The following is a 14845-nucleotide window of genomic DNA, read 5'->3' as shown; positions in this document are numbered from 1 at the left end:
CTCGACACGGTACCGACCCCGTCGGCACGGTCAAGGCCACCCGTCCCACCGGTGGCCCATCGATCTGGATGGCGATACCCGCACTGGCCTTCTTCGGCGCCTTCGCGATCATCCCGCTGCTGGGCGTCGTCGTGCTCAGCCTCATGTCGTGGGATGGGCTGGGCACGCCGCAGTGGACGGGCATCGACAACTGGACTCGCACGCTCGCTTCCGCCGACACTGCTCACGCCGCCTGGCTGAGCCTTGTCGTGATGGTGCTCACCTGGGCGATCCAGATGCCGCTGAGTCTGCTGATCGGAGTGTTCATCGCCGGTCAGCAGCGGTATCGATCGTTCCTCTCGCTGCTGTACTTCTTGCCGCTGGTGTTCTCGGCGGCCGCAACGGCGATCGCCTTCAAAGCGCTGCTCGATCCGAACTTCGGGATGGGGCCTGCTCTCGGGCTCGATTTCCTGAGCCAGAACTGGCTGGGCGATCCGAATCTCGCGCTCGCCGTGGTGCTGTTCGTCATCGCATGGTGCTTCGTGCCGTTCCACACGCTGCTCTACCAGGCCGGCGTGCGTCAGATCCCCCGCAGCCTGTACGAGGCCGCGATGATCGACGGTGCCTCGACGTGGAAGCAGTTCTGGATGATCACCATCCCGCAGCTGCGCTACACGATCGTCACCTCGTCTACGCTCATGCTGGTCGGCTCGCTGACGTACTTCGATCTGATCTACGTGCTCACGCAGGGCGGACCCGGCACTGCGACCCGCATCCTTCCGCTGGACATGTACCTCGTCGGGTTCCGGAGCTTCGACATGGGGCGAGCGAGCGTCATCGCCGTGATCCTCGTGGTCGTGGGCCTGTGCCTGTCGCTCGCGCTGAATAGGATGAGCGGCGCGAACCGCATGGAGAGCCAGATGGAGGGCGCATGACTGCCGTACGCAATCGTCGCAACGTCATCGGCGGAATCCTCGGGTGGGTCTGGCTGGCTGTCATCATCCTGCCGATCTACTACATCGTGCTGACGAGCCTGCGTCAGCAGTCGGCCTTCTACTCCGAGAACCCATTGCTCCCGCCGTCTCAGCCGACTCTCCAGCCGTATCTGACCGTGCTGGAGAACGATTTCCTGCTCTACTTCATGAACAGCGTCATCGTCACGGTGACCACCGTCGCGGTGGTGCTGGTGATCTGCGTGATGGCTGCGTACTACATCGTGCGCAGCAGGACGCGCTTCGCGGCGAGGTCGTTCGCGTTGATCCTGCTCGGGCTGGCGATCCCGCTACAGGCGACGATCATCCCGATCTATTACATGATCACGCAGCTGCGGCTGTACGACACCTTGATCGCGCTGATCCTGCCGTCGATCGCATTCGCCGTACCGATCACCGTCCTGATCCTGGTCAACTTCCTCCGAGACATCCCCGGAGAGCTGTTCGAATCGATGCGCGTGGACGGGGCCGGCGACTGGCGGATGCTATGGAATCTGGTGCTGCCTCTGGCGAAGCCGGCGATCGTCACCGTCGCGATCTACGACGCGCTCAACGTCTGGAACGGCTTCCTCTTCCCGCTCGTGCTCACCCAGAGCGCGAACACGAGGGTACTGCCCTTGTCGCTGTGGACCTATCAGGGCGAGTTCCAGGTCGACATCCCCGCGGTGCTGGCGGCGGTCACTCTCTCGGCACTGCCCATCGTGGTGCTCTATGTAGTCGGAAGGCGTCAGCTGATCAGCGGCCTGACTGCCGGCTTCGGCAAATGATGAAAGGAAATGAATGTCCAATCCGATGAGGATCGGCGTCGTCGGCGTCGGCAAGATCGCAGAGCAGTATTTCGCTGAATTGCCGAAGCTGTCGAATCTGGAGCTTGTCGCGGTCGCGGATGTCGACGCGGAACGTGCGCGCGCGGTCGCGCACGAACAGGGCGTCGAGGCACTGAGCGTCGACGCCCTTCTGGCGGACGAGCGGATCGACCTCGTGCTGAACCTCACGATCCCCGCCGCGCACGTGGAGATCGGACTGCGTGCGATCGCCGCAGGAAAACACGTCTTCGCCGAGAAGCCGCTCGGGTTGAACGTCGCCGAGTCGGCGACACTGCTTCAGGCGGCGGATGCTGCCGGCCTCCGTGTCGGCTCGGCACCTGACACCGTGCTCGGGACCGGAGTGCAGACGGCGCGGAACCTGCTGGATGACGGCGCCATCGGCGCCCCGGTGGGAGCAGCGGCGCACTGGTCGTCGTCGGGCCATGAGTCGTGGCATCCGTCGCCGCAGTTCTACTACCAGCCCGGTGGAGGGCCGCTCTTCGACATGGGGCCGTACTACCTGACGACGCTCATCACGATGTTCGGCCCCGTGGTCTCGGTCGCTGGATCTGTGAGCACATCGGACCGCAGCCGTTCCATCGGCAGCGGCCCGCTGCAGGGGACTCCGCTCGATGTGTCGGTCGACACCCACATCTCCGCCATCCTCTTCCACGAGAGTGGCGTGAGCTCGACCGTCACGATGAGCTTCGACATCTGGCAGTCGCGGGCGCCGATGATCGAGATCTACGGAACCGCGGGAACCATCTCGGTCGCCGACCCGAACAGATTCTCCGACCCGACAGAAGTGTGGACGACCGACACCCCGGAGTGGAAGGTCGCGCCGGTCTCCGGCGGCTACGCGGATGCCGGACGTGGGGTGGGTCTTTCCGACATGGCCCGTGCGATCGAGACCAGGCGCCCGCACAGAGCCTCCGGGCAGCTCGCCTTCCACGTGCTCGAGACCATGGAGGCGGTGCTCATCGCCGGGCGAGAACGCCGCGTGGTGGAGCTGGTGAGCACAACCGCGCGTCCGGAATCGGTTCCGGCGGGTTCGCTGCCCGATCGGTGGTGAGTATCGTTCGGCCGAGCGCCTCGGAGAGAGACGGCGCGCTCAGTCGAACGTGAGGCGACCGTCGACGCGGCGGGGGATGCTGAGCGGGTTCTCTTCGCGAAGCGCCGCGGGGAGAATCCGCGCCGGGGCGTTCTGATACGCCACCGGGCGCTGGAATCGACGCGCGGCGGTCGCTCCGACCGAGGTGAACAACGAGGTCGTCGCAGGCCACGGGCCACCGTGATGCTGTGCCCAGTTCACGGCGACGCCGGTCGGCCAGCCGTCGAAGAGCACCCGTCCGGCGCGGTCGCGCAGCACCTCCACGAGTTCGGTGATGTCTTCGCCAGGCTCCGAATGGACTGTCGCGGTGAGGCTTCCCGGCACCAGGCGCAGGGCGGTGAGAAGCTCCGAATCGGACGCATACGAGACCAGCAGGGTGGTCGGCCCGAAGCACTCTTCGAGGAGCGTCTCTGAACGTGTGACCAGGGCGGGCGCTGTCGTGGCGAGCACCACAGGGGTGGCTGTCGAGTGCACATCGAACTGCGCGATGTCGCCGGCGACGACCGTCACCTCTGGATCGCTCGCGAGTGCGCCGAGCCCTGCAGCAAAACCCTCGGCGATCCGTTCGGTCAAGAGCCTGCCTCCGGTCTCTGCGACCGCTGCCGCCGCGACCGCGGATGCGAAGTCGCTGCCTGCGGGGACGAAGACGACACCGGGTTTGGTGCAGAACTGGCCTGCGCCCATGGTGAACGATGCGACGAGCTCCTCAGCCAGCGCGCTCGAGCGCGCCGAGACCGCTTCAGTTGTCAGGACGACCGGGTTGACGCTGCCGAGCTCGCCGTAGAACGGGATCGGGTCCGGCCGTGACACCGCGAGATCGTACAGAGCCCGCCCGCCCGCAACCGACCCGGTGAAGCCGACCCCCTTGATGTGAGGATCCCGGACCAGTGCCGTCCCGGTCTCCCGCCCGGTCACCAGAGCGAAAGTGCCTGCCGGAGCTCCCGCGTCACGCAAAGCATCTGCGGTGAGTTCGGCGGTACGGGCGCTGAGCGCCGGATGACCGGAGTGGGCCTTCACGACCACAGGGCAGCCGACCGCAAGCGCAGACGCGGTGTCGCCGCCGGCGACCGAGAACGCGAACGGGAAGTTCGATGCCGAGAATACGGCGATCGGTCCGATCGGGTACAGCATCCGCCTTAGGTCGGGCAGCGGCGGGACAGCGGCCGGGTCGGCGTGGTCGATCACGGCCTCGAGGTATGAGCCTTCGGTGATCACGTCGGCGAACAGGCGCAGCTGCCCGGTGGTGCGTGCCACCTCTCCGCGCAGCCGGGGCACACCGAGATGGGTCTCGCTGTTGGCGAGTTCGGCGAGCTCGTCGGCGTGCGCGTCGAGGGCGTCTGCGATGGCGCTCAGCCAGCCCGATCTGGTGTCGGCGGTCGCGTTCGCCACGGCCGGTGCAGCCGCCGCTGCTGCTGCGGTGATCTCTGCGAGTTCATCGAGAGTCGTCATGTCATCCTCACATCCATCCGCCGTCCACGACCCAGAGCTGGGCCGTGCACGAGCGGGAGTCGTCTGCCGCGAGCCAGAGCATCATGCGCGCGACGTCATCGGGGTAGAGCTTGTGGGGCAGGCACTGGTTGCGCTCGATGGAGGCCTCTGCCTCCGGCGTCACCCATTGCTCGAGCTGCCGATCCGTCATGACCCAGCCCGGGATGATGCAGTTCACGCGGATGCCGTGCGGTCCCAGTTCGCGGGCGAGTGTGCGCGTCAGGCCTTCGATCCCGGCCTTCGCGGTGATGTAGCCCGGAAGGTCGAGGAGGTCGATATGTGCGCTTATCGATCCGAGGTTGATGATGGAACCGCCGCCGGTCTCGCGCATCATGTCCGTGACCGCCTGTGCGGCGAAGAAGTGATGACGCACGTTCACGGCCATGGAGTCGTCCCACATTGCGAGGTCGACATCGGAGACCTTGTGGCGGGTGTCGTTGGCGGCGTTGTTCACCAGCACGGTGATCGGGCCGAGCCGCTCGGCAGCCTGCCGGATCGCATCCTGAACGGCCGGGACGTCGCGCACGTCGCACGGAAGGAAGAGCGGTGCCGGGTGACCTCGCTCGGCGATCTGCGCCGCGAGCGCCTCGCCCTTCTCCCTGGCGATGTCGATGAACGCCACCCTGCTGCCCTGCGCGGCCAGCTGTTCGACGAACTCCTTGCCCAGTCCGGTCGCTCCGCCGCTGACGAAGGCGACTCGGTCCACGAGGCTCGGGTATCGGGCGAACTGCTTCTGCTGGTCGCTGTTCACGGCACGATCACCGCCCTACCGACGGCGCCGCCCGCGAGGGCGTCATATGCCTCGTTCGCTTCCTCCAGCGGGAAGCCGGCACCGATGAGCTCGTCCAGCGGGAGCCTGCCGGCGAGGTAGAGCTCGAAGATCTTCGGCAGATCGACGAGTGGGTTTGCCGAGCCGTAGAGACTGCCGATCACGCGCTTCTGTCGTTGCACCAGGTTGTTGACTGGGATCGCGAAGGTGTCATCGACACGGCCGAGGCCGACCGCGACGAGCGTGCCGGCGGGCGCCAGGCAGTCGAACGCCTGCTGCAGGGTCGCCGCGCGTCCGATCGCTTCGATCGCCCATTTCACGCCGCTCGGGAAGAGCGCGAGCACCTGGCCGACGGTGTCGCCGGCGGAGGCGTCGATGGTGTGGGTCGCACCGAGGCGGGTTGCCCGCTCGAGCTTCTCCGGATCCACGTCGACGACCACGATGGGATTGGCTCCGGCGAGATGTGCGCCCATGACGCTCGAGAGACCGACACCGCCGGCGCCGATGATCAGGACGGAATCGCCGGCGCATTCGCCGACGGCGTTGAGTACGGCGCCGACGCCGGTGATCACCGCGCATCCTGAGATGGCTGCGATCTGCGCCGGCACGCCCTCTGGCACGGGGACGACCGACCTCTCCGAGACCACGACGCGCTCAGCGAAGCAGGACACGCCGAGGAAGTGGTGCAGCTGCTCGTCGCCCTTGCTCAGGCGCGACGTGCCGTCGAGCAGGCCGCCGGTCGCGGCCTGACGCGGACCCGATTGGCACAGCACAGGGTTGCCGGTGATGCAGGGCTCGCAGTCGCCGCAGCGCGGACGCCACATCAGTGCCACTCGATCACCGACCGCGAGCCGACCGCTCGTGCCGTCGCCCAGCGCCTCGATGATCCCTGCACCCTCGTGCCCGAGCACGACGGGCAGCGGGCAGGCGATGTCGCCGGTCATGTAGTGATAATCGCTGTGGCACACCCCTGCGGCCTCGATGCGGACCATAATCTCGCCCGGCCCTGGCGGCGCGAGATCCACCTGCTCGATCGTGAGGGGTGCGCCCGGTCGGCGCAGGACAGCGGCACGCATCGTCATGGTTGCTCCGTCTTCTCCCGTTCCGGCCTCCTCAGCCGACTCGTTCAATGGGACTCCCTGGCGACGTGCGGGCCCGACGATCCGACGAGGAAGTCGAGATCGGCCCCGGTATCCGCCTGCTGCACGTGGTCGATGTAGAGGCGGGCCCAGCCGCGCTCGGGAGAGGCGAAGGCGTCTGCAGTGGTCGCACTCACCCGGCGCTCACGCAGCACCTCCTCCGGCACATTCAGTTCGAGCCTTCGCCCTTCGACATCGAGGATGATCTCGTCACCGTTCTCCACGAGCGCCAGCAGCCCACCGGCTGCCGCCTCCGGGCTGACGTGCAGCACGACCGTTCCGTATGCTGTGCCGCTCATGCGCCCGTCGCATACGCGCACCATGTCCCGCACTCCGGCCTGGAGCAGCTTCTTCGGCAACGGCATGTTCGACACCTCCGGCATCCCGGGATATCCCTTGGGTCCGCATCCGCGCAGCACGAGTACCGAAGTCGCGTCGACGTCGAGATCAGGATCGTCGATGCGGGCGTGGAAGTCCTCGATCGATTCGAATACGACGGCCTTGCCACGGTGCTTCATCAGCTCGGGCGAGGCTGCGGCCGGCTTGATCAATGCACCGGTCGGGGCCAGATTGCCGCGCAGGATCGCGATCCCCGCATCGTCTTGGAGGGGCTGCTCGCGTTGTGAGATCACGTCGTGGTCCCACACCTCCTGGTCATCGAGATAGCTGACCAGCGGCTTGCCGGTCACAGTGATGGCCGCAGGCTGCAGCAGATCCTTGACCTGCTGCAGCACGGCGAGCAGCCCGCCGGCGCGGAACAGATCCTCCATGAGGTACTTGCCCGTCGGCTGGAGGTTGACGAGCAGGGGGACTCCGGCGCCGACGCGGTCGAAGTCGTCGAGCGACAGGTCGATGCCGAGGCGACCGGCAATGGCAAGCAGGTGCACGACCGCGTTGGTCGACCCGCCGATCGCCGCGAGAGTGACGATGGCGTTGTGGATCGACTCCGCGGTGATGACATCGCTGATCTTGCGTCCGGCGAACACCATCTCCACGACAAGACGGCCGCTTTCGTGCGACATCTCCAAGAGTCGGCTGTCCGGCGCCGGAGTGCCCGCGATACCGGGGAGCGTGGTGCCGAGTGCCTCGGCCACGGCGGCCATGGTCGAGGCGGTGCCCATGGTGTTGCAGTGGCCGCGGCTGCGGATCATGGAGCCCTCCGACTTGACGAACAACTTCTCGGAGAGGGTGCCGGCGCGCACCTCCTCGCTGAGCTTCCACACGTCGGTGCCGCATCCCATGGCGTCACCGCGGAAGTGGCCGTTCAGCATGGGACCGCCGGGGATCACGATGGCGGGGATGTCGACGGAGGCCGCTCCCATGAGCAGCGCGGGAATGGTCTTGTCGCATCCGCCCAGCAGGACGACGCCGTCGACGGGGCTGGCCCGGAGCATCTCCTCGATGGCCATCGCTGACATGTTGCGCCACAGCATCGCGGTCGGCCGCACCTGGGTCTCGCCCAATGACGGCACGGGCATGTTCAGCGGGATCCCGCCGGCTTCGTACACGCCGTGCTTGACGCTCTCGGCGACCTCATTGAGGTGAGAGTTGCACGGGGTGAGGTCGGATGCGGTGTTCGCGATGGCGATGTGCGGCCGCCCGTCGAAGGCGTCGTCGGGCAGACCGCGGCGCATCCAGGCGCGGTGCAGATAGGTGTTGCGGTCGTGGCCGCCGTACCACTGGGCGCTTCGGAGATTATTCATGAGGTCCTATCAACTTCGTCGGTGATGGAGGAGCGGGCTCGGGTCAGGAGCATGTGTTGGGGGTGACGATGACCTTGAGCGCATTCGGATCGGTGGCCGCGTGCAGCGCCGCCTCGACGTCGGCGAGCGGGTAACGGCCGGTGACTAGGGCGTCGAGGTCGACCTTGCCGCTGCTGACCAGTTCGATGGCGAGCGGCCAGGTATTGGCGTAGCGGAAGACGCCCGTGAGCTCGATCTCCCGACCCTGGATGCGCGAGACCGGCAGCGAGATGTCGTCCTTGCCCATTCCGACGAGCACCGCTCTTCCGCCCGGTCTCAACGCCATGATCCCGGCACGCACTGCCGGTTCTGCGCCGGAGGCGTCGATGAAGACGTCGACGTCGAGCCCGGGCATGTCGTCCTGGGTCGGGTCCAGTGTGCGCGTGGCGCCGAATCGCGCTGCGGCGTCGCGGCGGGTCTGCGCGATGTCGGATATCAGCACCTCCGAGGCGCCGAAGGCGAATGCGACTTGCATCACGATGATTCCGATCGGGCCAGCGCCCGCGACGAGCACACGCGAGCCCGCGCGGGTGCCGGCCTTCTGGTTGCTCCAGATCCCCACCGAGAGCGGCTCGCAGAGGGCGGCGGCCTCGAGGCTCATCGAGTCAGGGATGGCGAAGGCGAAGTCCGACTGGATCACGGCGTACTGTGCGAACGCGCCATCGATCGGAGGCGTGGCGTAGAACTCCATGAATGGGCAGAGGTTGTAAGCGCCGCGCTTGCACTGCTCGCATGTCCGGCAGGCGCGCTGCGGTTCTATCGACACGCGCTCGCCGACTCGAGTCGGCGACACCGCGGAGCCGACCTTGCTGATCACGCCGGAAGCTTCGTGACCCAGGATCAGCGGGCTCTCCACGACGAAATCGGCGATGCGGCCCTCGTGGTAGTAGTGCACGTCGGAGCCGCATACGCCCACTGCGGCGATCTGGACGAGGACCTCATCGGGTTGCAGCTCGGGGATGGGGCGCGACCGCAGCTCGATCGAGCCGGGCGCGGTCAGCAGGCTGGCTTGCATGACGGATTCGGTCACGGACGGCTCCAATTGAGATATGTTTACTTCAGCATTGCGAAAACTCTACATGAAATTGCGCTTCGCGTGGTTTCAGAACTGGTCCGCGATCGCTTTCCGTGACACCGCAACGATGCAGAAGAAGGAAGAGAAATGGCGACCTCCCAGCCGTCTGTCCAGAGCCGACCCCTGTCCATTCGCGGAAGCGAATTCGTCGACGGCGCCGGCGCCGTCGTGAAGCTGCGGGGGGTGAACATCGGCGGATGGCTCTTGATGGAGAACTTCATCACGGGCTACGCCGCCAACGAGGCGTACATGAGGCAGACCGTCGGCGACGTGCTCGGCGAGGATCGCGCCGACAGATTCTTCGAGCGGTTGCTCACGGGGTTCTTCGCGGAGGACGACGCGGCGTTCCTGGGGCGGGAGGGATTCAACTCCGTACGCATCAACGTCAACTACCGCCATCTGGAAAGCGATGCGCGCCCTTTCGAGATCATCGAGAGCGGCTTCCGCCACATCGACCGCGCGATAGAGCTCTGTGCAGCGAACGGCATCTATTCGATGATCGATCTGCACTCGCATCCTGGGCATCAGAACCAGGACTGGCACTCGGACAACCGCACCCATGTCGACGGATTCTGGGATCACCCGCACTTCCAGGACAGGACGGTGAACATCTGGGAGGCGATCGCGGATCGATACAGGGACAACCCATGGGTGAGCGGCTACAACCTGATGAATGAACCGGCCGACGCGACCGGCGTGCGGGTGGCGGCGTTCTACGAGCGCATCGTCGCCGCGGTGAAGAAGGTCGACCCGAACCACCTCATCTTCCTCGACGGCAACACCTATTCCGTCGACTGGACGATCTTCAAGGAGCCGCAGGATGGAATCGTCTACGCCCTCCATGACTACGTGCCGTCCGGCTTCGGGAGGGGCGGGGGATACCCTGGGATCACCGACGGCAAGTACATCGACCGGGATGCCGTCGAGGCGAAGTTCCTCGAACGCAGCGAGTTCGCGCGACGAACTGGCACGCCGATCTATGTCGGGGAGTTCGCTCCGATCTACTTCAATGACGAATCCAAAGACGTCGAGCGGCGACAGATCCTGACCGATCAACTGGAGATCTACTCGCGCCACGGCGTGAGCTGGAACACGTGGATGTACAAGGATCTCGGCCGCCAGGGCCTCGTGGGTGTCAAGGCGGGCACGCCGTATCGGCGGCGCTTCGACCCCTTCGTGGCGAAGAAGTTCCGCCTGTCGGCCGATGGCTGGGGCAGCGACGAGATCGGGCCTCGCGAGGTCAGCGAACCGCTGCGAGAGCTGGTCGCGCGAGAGTTCCCCGACTTCGATCCGTACCCGTTCGGAGCATCGCACTACATCGCACGACTGCTGCTCAACATCACGCTCGCCGAACCACTCGCCCTCGAATACGCCGACATGTTCCGCGGGCTCGACGACAGCGAGCTGGATGCGCTCGCCGACTCGTTCCGATTCGAGAACTGCGCTGTGCGTGAGAGCCTGCTGGGGCAGTTGAAGAGCGGTCTGGTCTCGTAGATCGCGCACGGGCCGGCACGCTCTGCGCCGGCCCGTGCGATCAGCCTGCGAAGCACTGCTGTGCCACGCCGCGCGTCCCGACTGATGCAAGGAAGATCGCACCCGCGGCCGGCTCGGCGGCAGCATCCACGTTCTCCATGGATGTGGTGATGTAGAGGTCTGAACTGCCAGGACCGGCGAATGTGCAGGCGGTGACGTTCGTGGTCGGCAGTTCGATCACCTCAGTGAGAGCGCCGTCGCTGTCGTAGCGGCGCACGCCCGCGCCTCCCCACAAGGCGACCCAGAGCCCGTCCTCATCGTCGACGGCGCAGCCGTCCGGTGCGCCATCGGATGCGTCGATGGTGATGAACGGTCGCGGGTTCAGCAAGCGCCCCGCATCGCCATCGAAGTCGTAGGCACTGATCGTTCCTGTGGTCGTGTCGGTGTGGAACGCACGTGCACCGTCGGCAGACCACTGCAGACCGTTCGGAATCGAGACGTCCGCGAGCACAGTGTGCACGGTGCGATCGGGGTCGAGACGATAGAGGGCGCCGGCACCAGGGGCCGCAGCGTAGGCCATCGAACCGCAGTAGAAACGCCCCTGCGGGTCGCACCCGCCCTCGTTCATCCGGATCTCTGGGGAGTCGAAGACGTGGATGGTGTCCTCTCGGGTCCAGTCGGCGTCCAGCAGTGCGAATCCGCGTTCCACTGCGACGACGTATCCGCCGTCTTCGCGGGCGCGGACGACCGCGGCGATGTCATCGACATGGCGGCGTGTGAGGCGACCGTTGGGCAGCAGAGTGACCACGTCGCCTGCCAGCATGTCGACGAACCGCAGGCGAGATCGCTTCTCATCCCAGAACGGACCCTCTCCGTGATAGCTGCAGCGGTCGGTGATCTGCTCTGCGTGCGCCATCTCGGTGTCCTCTCTCGGCGACCAGATATAGTCGAAACATTTCCTTCATTCTCATATAGTTTTCCTATACGCGTCCACCGTGGCAAGGTGGACACAGCTCCCCAACGACGTAAGGATCTGACGTGGCCGCTGAAGTACCACCCATCGACCGCACCATGAAGCACCGCATCGCCGAGGCTGCGGTGACAGTGCTCGGCGCCGACGGGCGCCCGCTCGCCGACACCGAGGTGATGGTTCAGCAACGGCGTCACGCATTCTCGTTCGGGAACATCGGGTTCGACTTCATTCCGCTCGCCAACGCCGAGTCCGAGGTCCACGCGACGGCCGCGGGGGTCGAGACATTCGGCGGGGCAGACCTCGGCCTGCTCGAGCACCTCGAGGAGCTGTGGCTCGACCTGTACAACACCGCCACGCTGCCGTTCTACTGGGGCCGGTTCGAACCTGTGCGCGGTAAGCCCGACACCGGTCGGCTGCGAAAGACCGCGCAGTGGTTCGCAGATCGCGGCATCACGGTGAAGGGGCACCCGCTGCTCTGGCACACGGTCACTGCCCCGTGGCTGCTCGACCTGCCGGTCGACGAGGTCGAGCAGGCGCAGCGCGCGCGCATCCGACGTGAAGTGGGCGATTTCGCGGGACTCATCGATATCTGGGATGCCATCAACGAAGCGGTCATCATGCCGGTTTTCCGCAACGGCGACAACGGCATCACGCGCATGGCATGGGAGAAGGGGCGCATCGCCACGGCGCGGCTCGCCTTCGAGGAGGCCCGCGAGACGAATCCGAACGCCACGCTTCTCATCAACGACTTCGACCTGAGCTCCGCATACGAGTGCCTGATCGAAGGACTGCTGGAGGCAGGCATCCAGATCGACGCGATCGGCCTGCAGACCCACATGCAGAAGGGCTACCGCGGGGAGGATGCGATCCTCGACGCCGTGGATCGGTTCTCGCGCTTCGGTCTGCCGCTGCACATGACCGAGAACACGATCGTGTCTGGCCACACGGTTCCCCCGGAAATCGGCGACCTGAACGACTACCGCATCGACGATTGGCCATCCACGCCTGAGGGGGAGGAGCGCCAAGCCGACGAGATGGAGCGCCACTATCGTTCACTCGTCTCGCATCCGTCCGTGCAGGCCATCAACTACTGGGGTCTCAGTGACAGCGGGGCATGGCTCGGCGCCCCCGCCGGGCTCGTGCGGGCCGACGGTTCGCTGAAGCCGTCGTACGACGCCGTGCGCAACCTCATCAAGGGCGATTGGTGGCTGGCGCCGACGCCGTTGAAGACCGATGCCTCGGGCATCGTGCAAGTGAGGGGGTTCACCGGCGAGTACGAAGTGAGCGCCCGCGGCGAAGCCGCGACGTTCTCGCTGCCGACGACCGGCACTGTCACCGCTGAGGCGCGGCTGCCGTAGCGTCCGTCGGCCGGCTCTCCCCGCATCGCTTAAAAAAGGACGATTCAGTGAAGACGCTTCGCATCGCTCTCATCGGCACCGGCTTCATGGGCCGGGCGCATTCGCACGCCTGGCAGACCGCTCCCCGGTTCTTCGACCTGCCCCACAACGTCGAGATGGCGGTGATGGTCGGCCGTGATCCGCAGCGCACGGCCGCAGAGGCAGCGCGGCTCGGATGGGCTGAGGCGTCGACCGACTGGCGCGAGATCATCCAGCGCGATGATATCGACGTCATCGACATCTGCACTCCGGGCGACACGCACGCCGAGATCGCGCTCGCCGCGCTCGCCGCAGGCAAGCATGTGCTGTGCGAGAAGCCGCTGGCGAACACCGTCGAAGACGCCGAGCGCATAGCTGCTGCTGCCGCCGCAGTGCCAGATCAGGTGGCGTTGTGCGGATTCAGCTATCGACGCACACCGGCGCTGGCGCTGGCGCGACGACTCATCGAAGAAGGTCGCATCGGGCGGGTCAGGCACGTGCGTGCCCAGTATCTGCAGGACTGGCTGAGTGACGAGGATGCTCCCTTCACGTGGCGGCTGGATCGCGAGCTGGCAGGATCGGGCGCGCTCGGCGACATCGGCGCGCACAGCATCGACACCGCGCAGTGGCTGACAGGGTCTCAGATCGTCGGCGTCTCCGCTGCGCTGCGCACGTTCGTCGAGACTCGACCCGAGCGCGATGGAGTGGTGGGGCTCGGCGGCACAGCCGCCCTCGATGCGCCGCGCAGGCGTGTGACGGTCGACGACGCCGGCGCCTTCACCGCGCGCTTCGCCGACGACGCCATGGGAGTCTTCGAGTTCAGCCGCGTCGCCACTGGGCGTCGCAACGCCAACCGCATCGAGATCAACGGCGACCGCGGAGCGGTGGCGTTCGACTTCGAGCGGATGAACGAGCTGGAGTACTACGACGCGTCAGACGAGGGGCATCGGCAGGGGTTCCAGCGAGTTCAGACGACCGAGGCCGAGCACCCCTATATGAAAGCATGGTGGCCTGTGGGCCATGGGCTCGGGTACGAGCACACGTTCACTCATGAGATCGTCGATTTCGTGGGAGCCATCGCCGGGGCACCGACCGGGCCCGACTTCTCTGAGGCGCTGCACGTGCAGCGCGTTCTCGACGCGGTGGAAGAATCCGCCCGCTCTGACAGTCGCTTTTCGGCAGTGAAAGGAATCACCTCATGACAGACCGACGTGCACTTGTCGTCCGTGGCGGATGGGAGGGACACCACCCCGTCGAGACGACGGAGCTGTTCATCCCCTTCCTGGAGAAGTCGGGGTTCGAGGTGCGAGTCGAGGAGTCCAACGAGATCTACGCGGATGCCGAGGTCATGGCCGCTACGGATCTCGTCGTCCAGTCCGTGACGATGTCGGAGATCTCGAAAGAGGCGTTCGCCGGGCTTCGCTCCGCTGTCGAAGTGGGGACCGGTTTGGCCGGCTGGCACGGCGGCATCGCCGACTCGTACCGTGCGAATTCGGACTACTTGCAGCTGATCGGCGGGCAGTTCGCCACGCATCCCGGCCGGCCTCCGGCGGAGCGTCCTGGCGATGAGACCGACAACTACCTGTCGTACACCGTCGAAATGACCGAGCTCGGACGCACACACGAGATCACCGCCGGCATCGCCGACTTCGCGCTGACGACCGAGCAGTACTGGGTGCTGCACGACGATCTCATCGATGTTCTCGCGACCACGACCCACCCGGTTCAGCCCTACCACCCGTGGCATCGTCCGGTCACGTCGCCCGCGGTGTGGACGCGGCAGTGGGGCGCCGGCCGGATCTTCGTGGCCACGCCGGGGCACAGCGTGGACGTGCTCGAGGACCCCCACGTCCGCACGATCGTCCAACGCGGAATGCGCTGGGCGAGCCGGGCGAGCCGCGGCGCTGACACTCAGGGCTGAT

The 14845-nt window shown here is 66.1% G+C and carries 13 protein-coding genes; 7 read left to right on the top strand and 6 right to left on the bottom strand.

The features are described 5' to 3' along the window. Positions 1-68 precede the first annotated feature (68 nt). The 3 genes from HDC95_RS09575 to HDC95_RS09565 are packed head-to-tail and all read left to right on the top strand — an operon-like array spanning position 69 to position 2849. Positions 69-914, top strand: a complete 846-nt coding sequence (locus HDC95_RS09575) for a carbohydrate ABC transporter permease (protein ID WP_259063422.1) — start codon at positions 69-71, stop codon at positions 912-914. Next, on the top strand, positions 911-1738 hold the full coding sequence (locus tag HDC95_RS09570; protein WP_259063217.1) for a carbohydrate ABC transporter permease: 828 nt from the start codon (positions 911-913) through the stop codon (positions 1736-1738). Before HDC95_RS09575 ends, HDC95_RS09570 begins: the two co-directional genes overlap by 4 nt. Positions 1739-1751: 13 nt before the next feature. Beyond that, positions 1752-2849, top strand: coding sequence for a Gfo/Idh/MocA family protein (locus HDC95_RS09565; protein ID WP_259063216.1), 1098 nt, complete (start codon positions 1752-1754; stop codon positions 2847-2849). 39 nt (positions 2850-2888) lie between these two features. On the opposite strand, the gene HDC95_RS09560 is transcribed toward HDC95_RS09565, so the two are convergent. Genes HDC95_RS09560 through HDC95_RS09540 form a run of 5 tightly spaced genes read right to left on the bottom strand, consistent with a single transcriptional unit; the run spans position 2889 to position 9041 of the window. After that, on the bottom strand, positions 2889-4337 hold the full coding sequence (locus tag HDC95_RS09560) for an aldehyde dehydrogenase (NADP(+)) (RefSeq protein WP_259063215.1): 1449 nt from the start codon (positions 4335-4337) through the stop codon (positions 2889-2891). A 7-nt stretch (positions 4338-4344) separates the two neighbouring features. Beyond that, positions 4345-5127, bottom strand: coding sequence for an SDR family NAD(P)-dependent oxidoreductase (locus HDC95_RS09555; RefSeq protein WP_259063214.1), 783 nt, complete (start codon positions 5125-5127; stop codon positions 4345-4347). Next, a complete protein-coding gene (locus tag HDC95_RS09550; protein WP_259063212.1) occupies positions 5124-6227 on the bottom strand; it encodes a zinc-binding dehydrogenase in 1104 nt (367 codons plus the stop codon). Before HDC95_RS09550 ends, HDC95_RS09555 begins: the two co-directional genes overlap by 4 nt. Before the next feature lie 44 nt (positions 6228-6271). Next, entirely contained in the window at positions 6272-7987 is a 1716-nt protein-coding gene (locus HDC95_RS09545) for an IlvD/Edd family dehydratase (protein ID WP_259063210.1), read from the bottom strand. Between the two features lie 43 nt (positions 7988-8030). Continuing rightward, positions 8031-9041: an NAD(P)-dependent alcohol dehydrogenase gene (locus tag HDC95_RS09540; RefSeq protein ID WP_259063421.1), complete on the bottom strand. Its 1011-nt coding sequence runs from the start codon at positions 9039-9041 to the stop codon at positions 8031-8033. A 147-nt stretch (positions 9042-9188) separates the two neighbouring features. On the opposite strand from HDC95_RS09540, the gene HDC95_RS09535 reads away from it, so the two are divergent. After that, a complete protein-coding gene (locus tag HDC95_RS09535; protein WP_259063209.1) occupies positions 9189-10595 on the top strand; it encodes a glycoside hydrolase family 5 protein in 1407 nt (468 codons plus the stop codon). Positions 10596-10635: 40 nt separating this feature from the next. On the opposite strand, the gene HDC95_RS09530 is transcribed toward HDC95_RS09535, so the two are convergent. Continuing rightward, the gene (locus tag HDC95_RS09530) at positions 10636-11490 is read right to left on the bottom strand and encodes an SMP-30/gluconolactonase/LRE family protein (RefSeq protein ID WP_259063208.1); all 855 of its coding nucleotides are present in this window, start codon (positions 11488-11490) and stop codon (positions 10636-10638) included. A 122-nt stretch (positions 11491-11612) separates the two neighbouring features. Here HDC95_RS09530 and HDC95_RS09525 point away from each other — a divergent pair, with 122 nt between their 5' ends. From HDC95_RS09525 to HDC95_RS09515, 3 genes are read left to right on the top strand one after another with little or no spacing between them, the layout of a single operon-like run. Continuing rightward, positions 11613-12905, top strand: coding sequence for an endo-1,4-beta-xylanase (locus HDC95_RS09525; protein ID WP_310503243.1), 1293 nt, complete (start codon positions 11613-11615; stop codon positions 12903-12905). A 47-nt stretch (positions 12906-12952) separates the two neighbouring features. Then, on the top strand, positions 12953-14125 hold the full coding sequence (locus tag HDC95_RS09520; RefSeq protein ID WP_259063207.1) for a Gfo/Idh/MocA family protein: 1173 nt from the start codon (positions 12953-12955) through the stop codon (positions 14123-14125). Next, positions 14122-14844 (top strand): ThuA domain-containing protein, encoded by a 723-nt coding sequence (locus tag HDC95_RS09515; RefSeq protein WP_259063206.1) that lies wholly within the window; start codon positions 14122-14124, stop codon positions 14842-14844. The genes HDC95_RS09520 and HDC95_RS09515 overlap by 4 nt, the downstream gene beginning before the upstream one ends. Position 14845: the final 1 nt, after the last annotated feature.

The organism is Microbacterium sp. AK031 (assembly GCF_024807145.1).
Classification (GTDB): Bacteria; Actinomycetota; Actinomycetes; order Actinomycetales; family Microbacteriaceae; genus Microbacterium.
Note: the sequence above shows the minus strand (reverse complement) of the source record. Positions and strands in the feature narration are given on the sequence as shown.